The sequence below is a fragment of the Streptomyces sp. P5F9 genome, from assembly GCF_057961495.1.
Map to the genome: position 1 here is coordinate 1 of NZ_JBXVPZ010000230.1, position 15,088 is coordinate 15,088.

Below are 15,088 nucleotides of genomic sequence, written 5' to 3' on the forward strand. Positions count from 1 at the left end.
GACGGCGGTGCCGGGGTGGGCGCTGTTCCTGAAGTCCCGCTCGCCGCCGGGGACTTCGGGGCATCGAGGGGAACCAGGGTGACGCTTCCGGTCGGGCGGGCCGCCCTGGCCGACGGGTGGGGCGGGCCGATCGCCACGTAACCGTCGCCGGTGTCTCCGCACGCGGTCAGTGTCACGCAGGCGACGGCCGCCGACGCGCCCAACAGGGCGCCTCGGCGGCCAGCTGTCCATGTCGAACGAGGCATCGCGCCATGGTGGCTGACACTCCGTCAAATAGGAACCCTCGTGACCCTGTTGGGGGTCAGTCCGAGATCAGGCCCTCGCGGAGGGTCGAGAGGGTGCGGGTCAGCAGCCGGGAGACGTGCATCTGGGAGATGCCGACCTCCTCGCCGATCTGCGACTGGGTCATGTTGGCGAAGAAGCGCAGCATGATGATCCGGCGCTCGCGGGGCGGGAGCTTGGCGAGCAGCGGCTTGAGCGACTCGCGGTACTCCACGCCCTCCAGGGCCGTGTCCTCGTAGCCGAGACGGTCCGCCAGCGAGCCCTCGCCGCCGTCGTCCTCGGGGGCCGGGGAGTCGAGCGAGGAGGCGGTGTACGCGTTGCCGACCGCGAGGCCGTCGACGACGTCCTCCTCGGACACGCCCAGCACCGCGGCGAGTTCGGGGACGGTCGGCGACCGGTCCAGCTTCTGGGAGAGCTCGTCGCTGGCCTTCGTCAGGGCCAGTCGCAGCTCCTGGAGGCGACGCGGGACGCGCACCGACCACGACGTGTCGCGGAAGAAGCGCTTGATCTCGCCCACGACGGTCGGCATCGCGAACGTCGGGAACTCCACCCCGCGTTCGCAGTCGAAGCGGTCGATCGCCTTGATCAGGCCGATCGTGCCGACCTGGACGATGTCCTCCATCGGCTCGTTGCGGGAGCGGAAACGCGCGGCGGCGTAGCGCACCAGCGGGAGGTTGAGCTCGATGAGGGTGTCCCTGACGTAACCGCGCTCGGGGCTGTTCTCGTCGAGTGCGGCGAGCCGCAGGAAGAGGGAGCGGGACAGGGTGCGGGTGTCGATGGCTCCCGTGGTCGGGAGGGCCGGGGCCGGTACGGCGGGTACGGCCTCAAGGACCGTAACGGCGTCGAGTGCGGGCTCAGCGTCGCTCTTGGTGAGCGTGAGCACCTTCGAGCTGCCCTGGTCTGCGGACATGCCACCCCCTTTGGGTCGCGGGACGGTCGTGGCGATCGCCCCCGTCTGGGGAGCGGTGCCTTCACCTGAATACCGGAGCCGGAGCCACGGCAAACGCGCTTCCCGCAGAATGTCACATGTCGGCAACACGCTGTAGTGACATGTCGACATGTCTGTGACGAATCAGCCCTGGAAACAGGGGGTCTGACGGCTTTTCAGTGCAGAACTGTCGGGAAAGGGCCCTGTGAGCGATTCGTTCGTACCGGTGACAGCTCGCTCGGGCTTTCGGTTATGTCCGGGTACGGCCGCCGTTACGGGTTCCGAAGCGGCTCCCGCCGGGGCTTCTACGCCTCGATGCGGTTCGCGGAGCGCAGCCGCTGGAAGCTGCGCGCGAGGAGCCGGGAGACGTGCATCTGGGAGACGCCGAGCTCCGCGCTGATCTGCGACTGGGTGAGGTTGCTGTAGTAGCGCAGCAGCAGGATCCGCTGTTCCCGCTCGGGGAGTTGGACCAGGAGATGGCGGACGAGGTCGCGGTGTTCCACGCCGTCCAGGGCCGGGTCCTCGTAGCCGAGCCGGTCGAGCAGGCCGGGCAGTCCGTCGCCCTCCTGGGCGGCCTCCAGGGAGGTCGCGTGGTACGAACGGCCGGCCTCGATGCAGGACAGCACCTCGTCCTCGCCGATGCGCAGCCGCTCGGCGATCTCGCCGGTGGTCGGAGTGCGCCCGAAGGCGGTCGTCAGGTCCTCGGTCGCCGCGTTGACCTGCACCCACAACTCGTGCAGTCGGCGCGGGACATGGACCGTGCGGACGTTGTCACGGAAGTACCGCTTGATCTCGCCGATGACGGTCGGCATCGCGAACGTCGGGAACTGCACGCCCCGGTCCGGGTCGAAGCGGTCGATGGCGTTGATCAGACCGATCGTGCCGACCTGGACGACGTCCTCCATCGGCTCGTTGCGGGAGCGGAAGCGGGCGGCGGCGTAGCGCACGAGCGGGAGGTTCGCCTCGATGAGCGCCCCGCGCACCCGGTTGTGCTCCGGCGTACCCGGCTGCAGCCCCTTGAGCTGGCCGAAGAGCACCTGGGTGAGGGCCCGGGTGTCGGCGCCGCGGCTGCGCGGCGGAGCGGCTGCCACGGGGGTCTGGGCGGGCGCCTCGTCCTGGGGCGGCGCTGTACTGGCCGACACGGTCAACGCCACACCTCTTCAATAGGTCAACTTCAAAAGGTCAACTCATCCGTCAAAAGCGGTCATAGCATCACAAGACATGTGCACTGTGTGCAAGCACCGCCTAATACCGTGTTATGCCGTGTTGAGCAACAAAAGCCCCCTGCCGTGAGGGCAGGGGGCTCCGCAGAAGGCTGTTCGGGGGCGGGTTCAGAACTCGTAGTCGGCGACGATCCACGTGGCGAACTCGCGCCACAGCGCGACGCCGACCTGGTGCGCCGGGTGCTCGATGTACCGCTTCAGGGCGTCGGGGTCGTCGACCGCGGAGTTGATCGCGAAGTCGTAGGCGATGGGGCGGTCGCTGATGTTCCAGCCCAGCTCCCAGAAGCGCAGTTCCTCGACCAGGTCGCCGAGCGGGCGGAAGGCCTCGACGCCGGCCACGACGCGCGGGTCGTCGCGCTCGACGCCCTCGTCGAACTTGAAGAGGACGAGGTGGCGGATCATCTGCGCGCTCCTGGTGGGTAGTCGGCTACTGCGCCCCGTCGGCCAGCCAGGTCATGAAGTCGCCGATGGCCTTCGCGGCGTCCGATATGCCCTCGAAGCCTATCTGGACGTAGTCGGCCGCCTTGGACGGGTCCGTGATGATCACGTACAGCGCGAAGACCACGAGCAAGTAGACGACGACCTTCTTGGCGTTCACCGCCATCGCGGCCTCCCCTGTGACTTCGTGCCCGTGGGCCCCCTGCTGCCGGCGGTGAGTGTAACCTTCACGGCCGCTTCTGGATCAACGCACGAAGGGCCCCGTCTTTCGACGGGGCCCTTCAGAAGCGGTAGCGGAGGGATTTGAACCCTCGGTGACTTGCGCCACACTCGCTTTCGAGGCGAGCTCCTTCGGCCGCTCGGACACGCTACCGAGAGAGACCTTACAACAAGGTGGGGCGTGGTTTGAAATCGGTAATCGGAGGCCCGGGACGGGGGTTGCCACCGGCCCTGCTACCGGTCCCGGAAGAACTCCGTGAGCAGGCGGGCGCCGTCCTCCGCGAGGACGCCTCCGATCACCTCGGGGCGGTGGTTGAGCCGCCGGTCGCGTACGACGTCGAAGAGTGAGCCGGCCGCGCCGGCCTTCTCGTCGCGGGCGCCGTAGACGACCCGGTCCACCCGGGACTGCACCAGCGCGCCCGCGCACATCGTGCAGGGTTCGAGGGTGACGACGAGTGTGCAGCCGGACAGCCGCCACTCACCGAGGTGTGCGGCGGCCCGCCGGATCGCGAGGATCTCGGCGTGCGCCGTCGGATCGCCGGTGGCCTCGCGTTCGTTGTGCCCGGTGGCGAGCACGGTCGTACCGTCCGGGGACAGCACGACCGCGCCGACCGGGACGTCGCCGCCCCGGGCGGCCGCTCGGGCCTCGTCCAGGGCGAGCCGCATCGCGGCCCGCCAGCGGTCGCGTACCGGGTCCGGAGTCCCTTCTGTGCGTGCTGTGGTCAGCGGACGGTCTCCAGGACCTCCGAGGCCCCCAGGGCCTCGGCGATGGAGTTCAGCGCGTCGTCCGCGTCGAGGAGCAGCAGCTCCTTCTCGCCGACGCCCAGGTCGTCCAGGATCTGGCGGTCACCGACGGGGCTGTGCGGAACGGCCTCGGCCGAGGAGGTGCCGTCCTCGTCGTCGTCCTCCTCCTCGGTGTCACCGTCCTCGGTGCCGTCGAGGTCGAGGGAGTCCAGATCGACGACATCGTCGTCGTCCGGATCCCGTCCGAGCAGCTCGTCGGTGAGCAGGATCTCGCCGTACGAGCTGCGTGCGGCGGCAGCTGCGTCCGAGACGTAGATCCGAGGGTCGTCCTCGCCGTCGATGCGGACGACGCCGAACCAGGCGTCCTCCTGCTCGATGAGCACCAGCACCGTGTCGTCCTCGGGCGAGGCTTCACGGGCCAGTTCGGCCAGATCCGACAGGCTCTCGACATCGTCGAGCTCTGTGTCGCTCGCTTCCCACCCGTCTTCGGTGCGCGCGAGCAGTGCGGCGAAGTACACCGTGACTCTCCCACTGGTCATAGGTGTGCCGGTTGGGGGTCCCCCCGGCGGAGGCTGCGGGCGGGGAGAGCTCGTGCTCCGAGCCCCACCCACTCGGAATCGTGGCAGAAACAAGGCGTTGAGGGGACGTCTTCGGCTCCCTGTGTCCGCCCGTTTTGATCGACCACCAGCGGGATCGTACGCGGCGATCGCCGTGCACACGCACCCGGTTGGGCTTACAAAGTGCTGTGAGACAGGCCTCAACTACCAGCGGAACGTGCGCATACGCATGGCGTGGCGCAGCCGGGCGGCCTTGGCGCGGCGGGGCTGGACCCGGTCGCGCAGCTCGCGCGCCTCGGTCAGCTCGCGCAGGAACTGGGCCCGGCGCCGCCTGCGCTCGGCATCGGTTTCCCGGCTGTCGTGCTGTGACGGGTCCTCGTGGGACTCACGGTCAGGCATCGGTTCACCACCCCGTTCCGTCCCTCCCACTTTCCCCCGGACGGGCGGTTTGATGCCAGCGCGAGCAGGTACGGAGCGGCGGCTACTGTTGTGGACATGCGTCTCCACGTCGTCGACCACCCCCTGGTCGCCCACAAGCTCACCACGCTGCGCGACCGGCGCACCGACTCCGCGACCTTCCGCCGTCTCGCCGACGAGCTGGTCACCCTGCTCGCCTACGAGGCCACGCGCGACGTGCGCACCGAACAGGTCGACATCACGACGCCGGTCTCCCCGACCACCGGCGTCAAGCTGTCCTACCCGCGCCCGCTGGTCGTGCCGATCCTGCGGGCCGGCCTCGGCATGCTGGACGGCATGGTCCGGCTGCTGCCCTCCGCCGAGGTGGGCTTCATGGGCATGGTGCGCAACGAGGAGACCCTCCAGGCCTCCACGTACGCCACGCGCATGCCGGAGGACCTCTCCGGCCGCCAGGTGTACGTCCTGGACCCGATGCTGGCCACCGGCGGCACCCTGGTCGCGGCGATCCGCGAGCTGATCAAGCGCGGCGCCGACGACGTGACCGCCGTGGTGCTGCTCGCCGCCCCCGAGGGCGTCGAGGTCATGGAGCGCGAACTCGCGGGCACACCGGTGACGGTCGTGACGGCCTCGGTCGACGAGCGCCTGAACGAGCACGGTTACATCGTCCCGGGCCTCGGCGACGCGGGCGACCGCCTGTACGGCGCGGCCGAGTAGGACCGGGTAAGCCCCGGTCGACACCTGATCAACACCTGATTCCCGTACGGCTCTTACGCGCCGTACGGGAGTTTTCGTATGCCCTTTCCCACGGCTCTACGACCGTTCCCGTACGGCTACGAGCAGCTCTTCGGTGTCGCGGTGGCCGTCGGCTCGGGTCCGGACAGGGCGGCCAGGGCCTTGTCGGCGGCCGCCTTCGCCGTGAGGTTCTTGAAGGCGGTGCCGATGACGAGGTCGACCGCGGTGCCCTTGCGGGTGGCCTCGGTGCGGCGCTCGGCGCCGGTGAGCTGGGTGGCGAGGACGGGCAGCGAGGTGTCGAGGGCGGAGGCGGGGCCGAGCAGGACGCCGGTGCCCTTGACCTTCTTGTCCCACTGCGCGGACGCGTTGCCCACGTCACCGATCTTGAAGCCGCGCTTCTTGAGTTCGTCGGCGGTCGACTTGGCGAGGCCGCTGCGGGGCGTGGCGTTGTAGACGTTCACGGTGATCTGGGCGGGCTTCGGTACGGCGGAGCCGGTGCTCGTGCCCGTGCTCGCCGAGGGGCTGGCCTTGGTCGCGCAGTCGGCCTTGGGACCGGCCGCCGCGGCCTGCTTGCCGCCACCGGTGAAGACGTCGATGAGCTGCAACGTGCCCCACCCGCCCACACCCAGTACGGCGACGGACGCGATCACCATGAGGACGAGCCTCCCGCGGCGCCGAGGACGGCGCATACGCGGGTATTTGTCCCCCGTGATCCGGTACTGGCCGCCCATGCCTGGGGGAGTCAGCATGCTCATGAGCGCAGCGTAGTGCGCCCGGGCGGCGATGCCTACTAGATGATCATTCGACCGCGCCGAGACCAACCCGAAAGGGTCAACGCCGAACGGGTCCGGCGCTAGTCCAGCTCAAGCACGCGCGCGTGGAGCACCTGGCGCTGTTGCAGCGCGGCGCGGACCGCGCGGTGCAGGCCGTCCTCCAGGTACAGGTCGCCCTGCCACTTCACGACGTGCGCGAAGAGGTCGCCGTAGAAGGTCGAGTCCTCGGCGAGGAGCGTTTCCAGGTCGAGCTGGCCCTTGGTCGTCACGAGCTGATCGAGGCGGACCGGGCGCGGCGCGACATCCGCCCACTGCCGGGTGCTCTCCCGGCCGTGGTCGGGGTACGGCCGGCCGTTTCCGATGCGCTTGAAGATCACACGGAAAGCCTACCGGTCATGACGTTCCGGGCGCAGCCATGGAGACGGAGTGCGACGCTGGAAAAGATGCCGCAAATACGGTCAAAACGGGAACAGGGGCCTGATATGAGTGACAGCGAGACGATCGCCGCCGGGTACGCCTTCACAGGACCTGCACTCGACCTGGGGGCCCTGCTGTGGGACGGGGCCTGTCTGCCCGACGCGCAGATCCGCATCCCCCTCCCGATGCTCAACCGCCACGGCCTCGTCGCGGGCGCCACCGGCACCGGCAAGACCAAGACCCTCCAGCTCATCGCCGAGCAGCTCTCCGCGCAGGGCGTGCCGGTGTTCCTGGCGGATGTGAAGGGCGATGTGTCGGGCATTTCCGCGCCCGGTGTCACGAACGACAAGGTCGCGGGGCGCGCCGCAGAGGTGAAGCAGCAGTGGACGGCGACCGGCTTCCCGGCGGAGTTCTACGCCCTCGGAGGCATCGGCCACGGCATCCCCGTCCGCGCCACGATCACCGGTTTCGGCCCGGTGCTGCTGTCCAAGGTCCTCCAGCTCAACCAGACCCAGGAGCAGTCCCTCGGCCTGATCTTCCACTACGCCGACACCAAGGGGCTGGAACTGACCGACCTCAAGGACCTGCGGGCGGTCGTCACCTTCCTCACCTCGGACGAGGGCAAGACGGAACTGAAGAACATCGGCGGCCTGTCCACCGCCACGGCCGGTGTGATCCTGCGCTCCCTCACCGCCTTCGAGGCGCAGGGCATGGCCGACTTCTTCGGTGAGCCCGACTTCGACACGAGCGAGCTGCTGCGTACGGCGTCGGACGGCCGCGGCATGGTCTCCGTCCTCGAACTCCCCGCCGTACAGGACAAACCGCAGCTCTTCTCGACCTTCCTGATGTGGATGCTGGCCGACCTCTTCCACGACCTCCCGGAGGTCGGCGACGCCGACAAGCCGAAGCTCGTCTTCTTCTTCGACGAGGCGCATCTGCTCTTCAACGACGCGTCCAAGGCCTTCCTGGACTCCATCACGCAGACCGTCCGCCTCATTCGCTCGAAAGGGGTCGGCGTCTTCTTCGTGACCCAGACCCCGAAGGACGTACCCGGCGACGTCCTGGCCCAGCTGGGCAACCGCGTCCAGCACGCGCTGCGCGCCTTCACCCCCGACGACCAGAAGGCCCTGAAGGCGACGGTGAAAACCTTCCCGAACTCCTCCTACGACCTGGAGGAGATCCTCACGGGCCTCGGCACCGGCGAAGCGGTCGTCACGGTCCTGAGCGAGAACGGCGCCCCGACCCCGGTCGCGGTGACCCGCCTGCGCGCCCCCGAGTCCCTGATGGGCCCGGTCGACGCGGCGACCCTCGACGCGGCGGTCAAGGCCTCATCCCTCTACGGCCGTTACGCACAGGCTGTGGACCGCGAGTCGGCGTACGAGAAGCTGTCGTCACGCCCTCAGCCGCAGGAGGCACCGAAGCCGGCTGCCAAGGCGGCTCCGAAGCAGGACGAGTCGATGGTCCAACAGGTCGTCGGCAGCGGGATGTTCAAGTCCCTGGCGCGATCGGTCGGCACCCAGATCGGCCGCGAGATCACCCGCTCGCTCTTCGGCACGGCCCGGCGGAAGCGCTAGCCCCCGCCGGGCCGTACCGCCTGCGGCAGGTCAGCGCGCCCGTTCCTCCGGGGGCCGCTGCGGCTCGGGTCGGCGGACTTCCGGCTTGGGCGCGTTGCGGACGGCCTCCGCGCGCAGCAGGGCGCGCAGGACCGCGTACGGGTCGATGGGCATGGCTGTGTTCCTAGCGTCGCGGTGACGGGTTGACCTCGGGGACGGTCGGTCCGTCAGCAGCGCAGGACCACGGTGCGCAGAGCGCGCAGGGTGTACGGCGGCCAGGGCGGCGCGGGGAAGGAGCGCGCCCGGGGCGCTCGGGACGTCCGGAACGCCGGGGCGGGCGCGGGCCGCAGCGGCACGGTGGGCCGGCGGACGGTGAGCGAGACGGGCCGTAGGGCGGCGGCCGTGTCGAGGGCGTCGTACTCGACGGTCGTCTCGGCGGACGAGGCGACCGGCGTCGCGCGCACCTCGGCAAGCGTGCCGGGCACCAGCAGGGCGAGCAGCAGCACGAGCGCCCGCAGCCAGGCGCGGCTGCGGGGGAGGCTTCGCGTGGTGCGCACCCTCGTGCTCATGGAAGGTCATCTCCCAGCGGCCGTACGGCGTTCATCGCGACGGGCGCGTAAACCGCCCGCACGGCCTACCAACGAGCCTCACAGGGCCTGGGGCACCTGCTTGGCATGGCTCCTCATCCGGACGGCGGTGACGATCTCGACGACGCCGACCGCCACCAGCCAGATGCCGCAGACGAGGGTGAGGACGGCGACCGAGCGGAAGGGGGAGTCGATCAGCACGATGCCGGCGATGAAGGTGACGATCCCGAGGAAGATCTGCCAGCCGCGCGCGGGCATCGTCCGGTCCTGGACGGCGGCCAGGGTCTGCGTGATGCCCCGGATCAGCCAGCCGATGCCGATCCACAGGGCGAGCAGCAGGATCGACTGCATCGGCCCGCGGAAACAGAACAGGCCCAGCACGATCGACAGCGCACCGCTGATGAACGCCAGTACGCGCAGCGAGGTCGCCCGGTGCGTGCCGAAGGCGGAGACCAGCTGGAAGACACCGCTGATCAGCAGGTAGACGCCGAAGAGGATCCCGGCCGCGAAGAGGGACGCGCCGGGCCATACGAGGACCAGCACGCCGAGGATGAGAGAAGCGACGCCGGTGAGCAGGACGACCTGCCAGGCGGCTTTGGAGAGGGCGAAGAGGGGCCCTTCGAATTCCGGCTCGTCATGCGGGGGCCGCGGCGCGCGCGGGACACGGGTGTCGTGGGCGCGGCGGTCGTCGAACTCCGGGCCCCAGGAGGGGCCGCTCGGTGCCTCGGTCATGGTCCATGTTCTGACCGGGGGCGGACGGGCCGCCACCGGGGCGGGCCACCTGGCTGACGGGATTGTCGGGCGGTGGTGGGGTTACCTGCCGCCGGAGGCCTTCGTCGCCTTCGCCGCCTTGGCCGCGGCCTTCATCTCCTGTTTGTGGGCGCGGACCTTGGCCAGTGACTCGGGTCCGGTGATGTCGGCGACGGAACGGTAGGACTTCGCCTCGCCGTACGCCCCGGCGGCCTCCCTCCACCCCTTCGGCGTGACCCCGAGCTGCTTGCCGAGCAGGGCGAGGAAGATCTGCGCCTTCTGCTTGCCGAACCCGGGCAGCTCCTCAAGCCGCTTGAGCAGCTCGGCTCCCGTGCCGACGCCCTCCCAGACACCGCTCGCGTCCCCGTCGTAGTGCTCGACGAGGTACTGGCAGAGCTGCTGGATCCGCTTGGCCATGGAACCCGGGTAGCGGTGCACGGCAGGCTTCTCGGAGAGCAGTGCCGCGAAGGCCTCGGGGTCCCGTGCGGCGATCTCCTGCGCGTCCAGATCGGCGGCCCCGAGCCGGTCGGCGATCGTCCGCGGCCCCTTGAACGCCCACTCCATCGGCACCTGCTGATCGAGCAGCATCCCCACCAGCGCGGCGAGCGGGGAACGGCCGAGGAGTTCGTCGGCGGCGGGGTCCTGGGCGAGGTGAAGGGTTGCGTCCATGGGTCGATGATGGCGCGTACGGGCGGGGGATGCCTGCCGGTGGGCGCTCGTGGCGTTGGAGCCCGGATGCCGGAGCACGGGCATCTCCGGTGTTCCGCAGACCGCGGCCGCTCGGCGAACCGGCGTGGGGACCGCTCAGGATGCCCGCCAGTACCCCAACGCGTGCACCCGCTCCCGCCGCACCCCCAACTCCCTGCGGACGTACGACGACAGCCCCCGGGTCGTAGCCGTGTCGCAGGTGATCCAGACGTACGGATCGGCGCTGTCCTTCAGCAGGTCGGGGAGCTCCGCGCGTACCCGGTCGGCGAGTTGGCCCCGGGGGTGGTGGCGGACCTCGTGGAGAGCCGGGTCGGTGCGGAACGGCAGACCTTCGCGATCACCCTCGAACCAGATCGTCGCCGGGACCTTCGAACCGACCGTGCTGAGAAGGGAGTTGATGGCGGGGAGCGACGCCGGGTCGCCGATCGCGAAGAGGTGGGAGGGGACGGGGTCGGGGGTCTCGAAGCCCGTGCCCTGGACCGTGGCCTCGATGGTGTCGCCGGGCTTCGCGGCCCGTGCCCAGTCGCTCGCGCACCCCTCGTGCAGGGCGAATTCGAGGCCGAACGTGCCGGCCGCCGGGTCGGGGTCGACCAGGGTGTACGCCCGCTGGTGCGGCCTGCCGGCGTTGTCGAACCAGAGGCGGACCCACATCGTCGGGTGGACGCCGGTCACCGCGAGCATGCCGCCGTCGGTGAGGCGGAGGCGGCGGTAGCGCGGGGTGACGTCCTCGGCGCGGGTCACCGTGAACTCGAAGTCCTTCGCGCGCAGCAGCCGGAGAACCGCGCCCTCCCAACCGCGCCCCTGCACCATCGCCTCTTCACCCTTCGCGTACGCTTTCCCCATCAGTAACTTAGGCAAGGCTAACCTAAAAAACAGCCAGGAAGCAGAGGGGTCACCGGGTGACGACCCAGATCTACCGCGATGCCGGGATCTACCGCGACGCCTGGGGAATCCCCCACCTGCGCGCCGCCGGCGCCGACGAACTCGCCCGCGCCCAGGGCCGCGTCACCGCCCTCGACCGCGCCTGGCAGATCGAGGTCGAACGGCATCGCGCGCAGGGCACATCGGCCTCCTTCCTCGGCGTCCGCGCCCTGCCCTGGGATCTCTTCGCCCGCCGCGTCCGCCTCGATGACACGGCCAGACGGTGCTTCGCCGCGCTGGAGAAGCGGGACCCGGAGACCGCGCGCTGGGTACGGGCGTACGTCGACGGGGTCAATGAGGGGTTGGCCGCAAGCACCGCCCCCGAGTTCGTCAACTCCGGTCTCACCCCCGGCCGTTGGGAACCCTGGACCCCCCTCGGCGTCTGGCTCGCCACGCACATCCTCTTCGCGGGGTTCCCGGCCAAGCTCTGGCGCGAGGAGGCGATACGGCACCTGGGACCGGACGCCGTAGGGCTGTTCGCCACCGACGGCCCCGGTACCTCCGGCAGCAACGGCTGGCTGGTCGGCGGGGAACGGACCACGACCGGGCGGGCCGTGCTCGCCGGGGATCCGCACCGCTTCATCGAGGACCCCGGCGTCTATCAGCAAGTCCACCTCTCCTGCCCGGAGTTCGACGTCGTCGGCCTCACCGTGCCCGGCGTCCCCGGTATCGCCCACTTCGGGCACACCGGCACGGTCGCGTGGGCCATCACCAACGCCATGGCCGACTACCAGGACCTGTACCGGGAACGGTTGCGCCGCACCGGTGCCGGGGTGGAAGCCCTTGGCCCGGACGGCACTTGGCGGCGCGCGGTCCGGCACACGGAGACGATCGACGTGGCCGGTGAGGAACCCGTCGAGGTCGAGGTCATCGAGACCGAGCGCGGGCCCGTCGTCATCGGCGGGCCGGAAGGGCTTGACGGGGGAGTCGCCGCGCCGGCCGGTACCCCGCCCCTCGCCGTCAGCCTGCGCTACCCGCCCCGCGTCACCGAGGACCTCGGCTTCACCTCCCTGCTGCCCCTTCTCCGTGCCCGTCAAGTCGCCGATGTGGACCGGGCGTTCGACGACTGGGCCGAACCCGTCAACGTCGTCCAGGCCGCCGACACCGAGGGCGGACTGCTGCACCGGGTCGCCGGCAAGGTCCCGTTGCGTGCCGAGGCCAACCGCACCCGGCTCGTCCCCGCCTGGGAACCCGGTCATGAGTGGCACGGTTGGCACCAACCGCCCCGCGGCCGCCTCACCGACGACGGCATCGCCGTCATGGCCAACCAACGCGGCCCCGCCACCCTGCTCGGCGTCGAGTTCGCCCCCAGCCACCGCGCCGACCGCATCGCCGAGTTGCTCGCCGGGCGCGAGAAGTGGTCCGCCGCCGACATGCCCGCGATCCACATGGACACCCATCTCGGCTCCGCCACACCCCTGTTGGACCACCTCGCCGCACTCACCGGCCTCACTCCCGAGGCCTCCGCACTCCGCGACCGGCTGCTCGCCTGGGACCGCCGGATGGACGCCGACAGTACCGACGCCGCCGCCTACGCGGCCGTGCGCGGCGCGGTCGTACGACGGCTCGCGGCGCACCCCGCGTTCGCCGCGCTGGCCGAACCGCCCGCGTACCCGGAGGTGTTCGCGCCGTGGCTCGCGCTGCTCCCGCGTGTCGCCTTCGCGCTCGAACACCTGCTGAGCGCACGGGAGTTGTGCGGCATCGACCGGCCGGAGACCGTACGGGCGGCGGTCGAGGAGGCTGCGGCGAAGCCGGTCGGCGTGTGGGGTGACACCCATCGCCTCGCACCCTGGCGGGCGTTCGGCGGGACCCCGACTCCCGGTCCGGGACTGTCCGGTGACCACGACTGCGTGCTCTGCACCTCCGCCGTACCCGGGCTCACCGATCTGAGCGCGCGCGGTCCAGCTGCGCGCTTCGTGTGGGACCTGGCCCGGCGGGAGGACAGCCTGTGGGTGGTGCCGTCGGGGGCGTCAGGGCTGGCCGGTTCACCGCACCAACGCGATCAACTGCCCTTGTGGCTCAAGGGAGATCTGGTCCCGGTGATCACCGACTTCACCCGCCTCGAACCCGACGTCCCCACCCGCGAACCGGTCCACTCACAACACGTCGACGGCTTCGGAACCGTCCACATCCTCCCCCTGGATCCGGTGGCCGACGCCGGGACGATCCACCGCTGGGTCAGTGAGCAACGCGCCGCGTTCTGGGGCATGAACGGCCTCACCCAGGCCCAAGTCACCGAGGTCTACGCCCACATGGACACCCTCGACACCCACCACGCCCACCTCGTCGTCAGGGACGACGAACCCGTCGCGCTCCTCCAGACCTACGACCCCGCAGCCGACCGCGTCGGCGACTGCTACGCCGTAGAACCCGGAGACATCGGCATCCACCTCCTCCTCGCACCCGCGGGCCCGGACGGCGAACGGCCCGGCTGGTCGGCGGCGGTGATGGGTGTCCTCGCCTCCTACGTCCTGCTCGGTCTGGACCGGCGCCGGGTCGTGGTCGATCCGGACGTACGGAACGAGAAGGCGATCGCGCGGTTCCTGCGGCAGGGGTTCGTGGCGGGCCCGAGGGTCGTCCTCCCGGAGGTGGACATCCCGGACGTGTTCCTCCCCGAAAAACACGCTCAACTGGCGTTTCTTCCTCGCGAGGTGGCCTTCCCGTAGCCTGCCGAAGTGACCGGAGTGACCCCAGAAGACCTCGTCGCCCACTACGGCCTGGAGCCGATCCCCCGCGAGGGCGGCCTGTTCCGCCGGACGTGGGCGGGCCCGGCGCGGTCCGACGGCCGCCCGGAAGGCACCGCGATCGTCGCCCTGCTCACGGCGGACGACTTCTCCGCGCTCCACCGCCTCCCCGCCGACGAGGTCTGGCACTTCTACCTCGGCGACCCGCTGGAACTCCTGCTCCTCGCCCCGGACGGTACGTCGAGCACGGCGGTCCTCGGCCCGGCCCCGCTGCACGGCCAGCACCTCCAGTTCACCGTGCCCGGCTCCACCTGGATGGGGGCGCGGGTGGTGGCGGGCGGCGCGTGGACGTTCTTCGGCTGCACGATGGCACCCGGCTTCACCTACGACGGCTACGAGCACGGCGACGCGGCCGAGTTGACCGCCCGCTACCCCTCCGAGGCTGCCCGCATCACCGGGCTGTGCCGCCCGTGAGCCGTCTGCTGGAGGGCCAGTTCGCCCTGGTCACGGGCGCGAGCGGCGGCATCGGCCGGGGGATCGCGCTGCGGTTCGCGGAGGAGGGTGCGGCAGGGGTCGTACTCCATTGTCGTACGGCGGTGCAGGCGGCCGGTGAAGTCGCCGCCCGCGTACGGGAGTTGGGCGCCCGGGCCGTCGTACTGCAAGCCGATCTGACCGACGAGGACGCCTGCCGCGGGCTGGTCCGCGAGGCGGCCGAATGGGCCGGCGGACGGCTCACGGCACTGGTCAACAACGCGGGCGTACAACCGGCCCAACCCCTGCCCGGGATGACGGCGGCCGACTGGCGGACGGTCGTCGACACCAACCTGACCAGCGTCTTCGCGTGCACGCAGGCGGCGGCAGAGGTCATGCGGGAGCAGGACGGCGGTGGTGGTGGCACGGTGACGCATATCGCGTCCATCGAGGCGAGCGCCCCCGCCGCCCTGCACGCGCACTACTCCGCGGCCAAGGCCGCCGTGGTCATGCACGCGCGGTCGGCTGCCCTGGAGTACGGCCCGTACGGCATCCGCGTCAACACGGTCTCGCCCGGTCTGATCGACCGGGAGGGGCTGGCGGAGGCCTGGCCGGACGGGGTGCGGCGGTGGCGGGAGGCGGCGCCGCACCCCGTCCGGCCAGGCCTCCGCCAGCCCCTCCCGG

The 15,088-nt window shown here is 70.6% G+C and carries 19 protein-coding genes, 1 tRNA gene and 1 pseudogene; 5 read left to right on the forward strand and 16 right to left on the reverse strand.

Annotated elements, in window-relative coordinates; translation table 11 throughout:
* From AC31A1_RS30320 to AC31A1_RS30360, 9 genes and pseudogenes are all read right to left on the reverse strand, one after another.
* Positions 1–245: pseudogene (locus AC31A1_RS30320) on the reverse strand (hypothetical protein); the annotation flags it as partial.
* Between the two features lie 56 nt (positions 246–301).
* The gene (locus AC31A1_RS30325; protein WP_318017339.1) at positions 302–1,192 is read right to left on the reverse strand and encodes an RNA polymerase sigma factor SigF; all 891 of its coding nucleotides are present in this window, start codon (positions 1,190–1,192) and stop codon (positions 302–304) included.
* Between the two features lie 323 nt (positions 1,193–1,515).
* Positions 1,516–2,364, reverse strand: coding sequence for an RNA polymerase sigma factor SigF (locus AC31A1_RS30330; protein WP_405992257.1), 849 nt, complete (start codon positions 2,362–2,364; stop codon positions 1,516–1,518).
* Positions 2,365–2,541: 177 nt separating this feature from the next.
* Positions 2,542–2,835: a Dabb family protein gene (locus AC31A1_RS30335; RefSeq protein WP_489656389.1), complete on the reverse strand. Its 294-nt coding sequence runs from the start codon at positions 2,833–2,835 to the stop codon at positions 2,542–2,544.
* 25 nt (positions 2,836–2,860) lie between these two features.
* Complete coding sequence (locus AC31A1_RS30340; protein WP_393764630.1) at positions 2,861–3,037, reverse strand: hypothetical protein; 177 nt, start codon at positions 3,035–3,037, stop codon at positions 2,861–2,863.
* A gap of 122 nt (positions 3,038–3,159) precedes the next feature.
* A tRNA-Ser gene (locus AC31A1_RS30345) sits at positions 3,160–3,244 on the reverse strand.
* A gap of 80 nt (positions 3,245–3,324) precedes the next feature.
* A complete protein-coding gene (gene tadA, locus AC31A1_RS30350; RefSeq protein WP_489656390.1) occupies positions 3,325–3,756 on the reverse strand; it encodes a tRNA adenosine(34) deaminase TadA in 432 nt (143 codons plus the stop codon).
* 56 nt (positions 3,757–3,812) lie between these two features.
* Complete coding sequence (locus tag AC31A1_RS30355; RefSeq protein ID WP_405976722.1) at positions 3,813–4,352, reverse strand: tRNA adenosine deaminase-associated protein; 540 nt, start codon at positions 4,350–4,352, stop codon at positions 3,813–3,815.
* 243 nt (positions 4,353–4,595) lie between these two features.
* Entirely contained in the window at positions 4,596–4,790 is a 195-nt protein-coding gene (locus AC31A1_RS30360) for a hypothetical protein (RefSeq protein WP_489656391.1), read from the reverse strand.
* Positions 4,791–4,886: 96 nt separating this feature from the next.
* Between AC31A1_RS30360 and upp the strand changes: the two genes are divergently transcribed.
* Complete coding sequence (upp, locus tag AC31A1_RS30365; RefSeq protein WP_393764636.1) at positions 4,887–5,522, forward strand: uracil phosphoribosyltransferase; 636 nt, start codon at positions 4,887–4,889, stop codon at positions 5,520–5,522.
* Positions 5,523–5,638: 116 nt separating this feature from the next.
* On the opposite strand, the gene AC31A1_RS30370 is transcribed toward upp, so the two are convergent.
* Entirely contained in the window at positions 5,639–6,271 is a 633-nt protein-coding gene (locus AC31A1_RS30370; RefSeq protein ID WP_489656398.1) for a LytR C-terminal domain-containing protein, read from the reverse strand.
* Positions 6,272–6,393: 122 nt separating this feature from the next.
* Positions 6,394–6,690, reverse strand: coding sequence for a type II toxin-antitoxin system VapB family antitoxin (locus AC31A1_RS30375; protein WP_003999914.1), 297 nt, complete (start codon positions 6,688–6,690; stop codon positions 6,394–6,396).
* 105 nt (positions 6,691–6,795) lie between these two features.
* On the opposite strand from AC31A1_RS30375, the gene AC31A1_RS30380 reads away from it, so the two are divergent.
* The gene (locus AC31A1_RS30380) at positions 6,796–8,304 is read left to right on the forward strand and encodes a helicase HerA-like domain-containing protein (RefSeq protein WP_489656392.1); all 1,509 of its coding nucleotides are present in this window, start codon (positions 6,796–6,798) and stop codon (positions 8,302–8,304) included.
* Positions 8,305–8,334: 30 nt separating this feature from the next.
* Here AC31A1_RS30380 and AC31A1_RS30385 read toward each other — a convergent pair whose 3' ends face one another.
* The 5 genes from AC31A1_RS30385 to AC31A1_RS30405 form a co-directional block, all read right to left on the reverse strand.
* Positions 8,335–8,457, reverse strand: coding sequence for a hypothetical protein (locus AC31A1_RS30385; protein WP_019054906.1), 123 nt, complete (start codon positions 8,455–8,457; stop codon positions 8,335–8,337).
* A 53-nt stretch (positions 8,458–8,510) separates the two neighbouring features.
* The gene (locus tag AC31A1_RS30390) at positions 8,511–8,852 is read right to left on the reverse strand and encodes a hypothetical protein (RefSeq protein ID WP_489656393.1); all 342 of its coding nucleotides are present in this window, start codon (positions 8,850–8,852) and stop codon (positions 8,511–8,513) included.
* Positions 8,853–8,930: 78 nt separating this feature from the next.
* Positions 8,931–9,602, reverse strand: a complete 672-nt coding sequence (locus AC31A1_RS30395; RefSeq protein ID WP_489656394.1) for an HdeD family acid-resistance protein — start codon at positions 9,600–9,602, stop codon at positions 8,931–8,933.
* 81 nt (positions 9,603–9,683) lie between these two features.
* Positions 9,684–10,289, reverse strand: coding sequence for an HhH-GPD-type base excision DNA repair protein (locus AC31A1_RS30400; RefSeq protein WP_489656395.1), 606 nt, complete (start codon positions 10,287–10,289; stop codon positions 9,684–9,686).
* A gap of 135 nt (positions 10,290–10,424) precedes the next feature.
* Positions 10,425–11,138, reverse strand: coding sequence for a siderophore-interacting protein (locus tag AC31A1_RS30405; protein ID WP_489656399.1), 714 nt, complete (start codon positions 11,136–11,138; stop codon positions 10,425–10,427).
* 89 nt (positions 11,139–11,227) lie between these two features.
* Here AC31A1_RS30405 and AC31A1_RS30410 point away from each other — a divergent pair, with 89 nt between their 5' ends.
* The 3 genes from AC31A1_RS30410 to AC31A1_RS30420 form a co-directional block, all read left to right on the forward strand.
* The gene (locus tag AC31A1_RS30410) at positions 11,228–13,915 is read left to right on the forward strand and encodes a GNAT family N-acetyltransferase (RefSeq protein WP_489656396.1); all 2,688 of its coding nucleotides are present in this window, start codon (positions 11,228–11,230) and stop codon (positions 13,913–13,915) included.
* An 18-nt stretch (positions 13,916–13,933) separates the two neighbouring features.
* On the forward strand, positions 13,934–14,407 hold the full coding sequence (locus AC31A1_RS30415; RefSeq protein WP_489656400.1) for a cupin domain-containing protein: 474 nt from the start codon (positions 13,934–13,936) through the stop codon (positions 14,405–14,407).
* Positions 14,395–15,088: SDR family NAD(P)-dependent oxidoreductase (locus AC31A1_RS30420; protein ID WP_489656397.1), on the forward strand; the 694-nt coding region annotated here is incomplete at its 3' end. The genes AC31A1_RS30415 and AC31A1_RS30420, both read left to right, overlap by 13 nt.

Coding starts and splice junctions, on each gene's coding strand:
- AC31A1_RS30325 (WP_318017339.1), bottom strand. CDS start 1,192: ATGTCCGCAGACCAGGGCAGCTCGAAGGTGCTCACGCTCACCAAGAGC.
- AC31A1_RS30335 (WP_489656389.1), bottom strand. CDS start 2,835: ATGATCCGCCACCTCGTCCTCTTCAAGTTCGACGAGGGCGTCGAGCGC.
- AC31A1_RS30340 (WP_393764630.1), bottom strand. CDS start 3,037: ATGGCGGTGAACGCCAAGAAGGTCGTCGTCTACTTGCTCGTGGTCTTC.
- tadA (WP_489656390.1), bottom strand. CDS start 3,756: ATGCGGCTCGCCCTGGACGAGGCCCGAGCGGCCGCCCGGGGCGGCGAC.
- AC31A1_RS30360 (WP_489656391.1), bottom strand. CDS start 4,790: ATGCCTGACCGTGAGTCCCACGAGGACCCGTCACAGCACGACAGCCGG.
- upp (WP_393764636.1), top strand. CDS start 4,887: ATGCGTCTCCACGTCGTCGACCACCCCCTGGTCGCCCACAAGCTCACC.
- AC31A1_RS30370 (WP_489656398.1), bottom strand. CDS start 6,271: ATGGGCGGCCAGTACCGGATCACGGGGGACAAATACCCGCGTATGCGC.
- AC31A1_RS30380 (WP_489656392.1), top strand. CDS start 6,796: ATGAGTGACAGCGAGACGATCGCCGCCGGGTACGCCTTCACAGGACCT.
- AC31A1_RS30385 (WP_019054906.1), bottom strand. CDS start 8,457: ATGCCCATCGACCCGTACGCGGTCCTGCGCGCCCTGCTGCGCGCGGAG.
- AC31A1_RS30390 (WP_489656393.1), bottom strand. CDS start 8,852: ATGAGCACGAGGGTGCGCACCACGCGAAGCCTCCCCCGCAGCCGCGCC.
- AC31A1_RS30395 (WP_489656394.1), bottom strand. CDS start 9,602: ATGACCGAGGCACCGAGCGGCCCCTCCTGGGGCCCGGAGTTCGACGAC.
- AC31A1_RS30400 (WP_489656395.1), bottom strand. CDS start 10,289: ATGGACGCAACCCTTCACCTCGCCCAGGACCCCGCCGCCGACGAACTC.
- AC31A1_RS30405 (WP_489656399.1), bottom strand. CDS start 11,138: ATGGTGCAGGGGCGCGGTTGGGAGGGCGCGGTTCTCCGGCTGCTGCGC.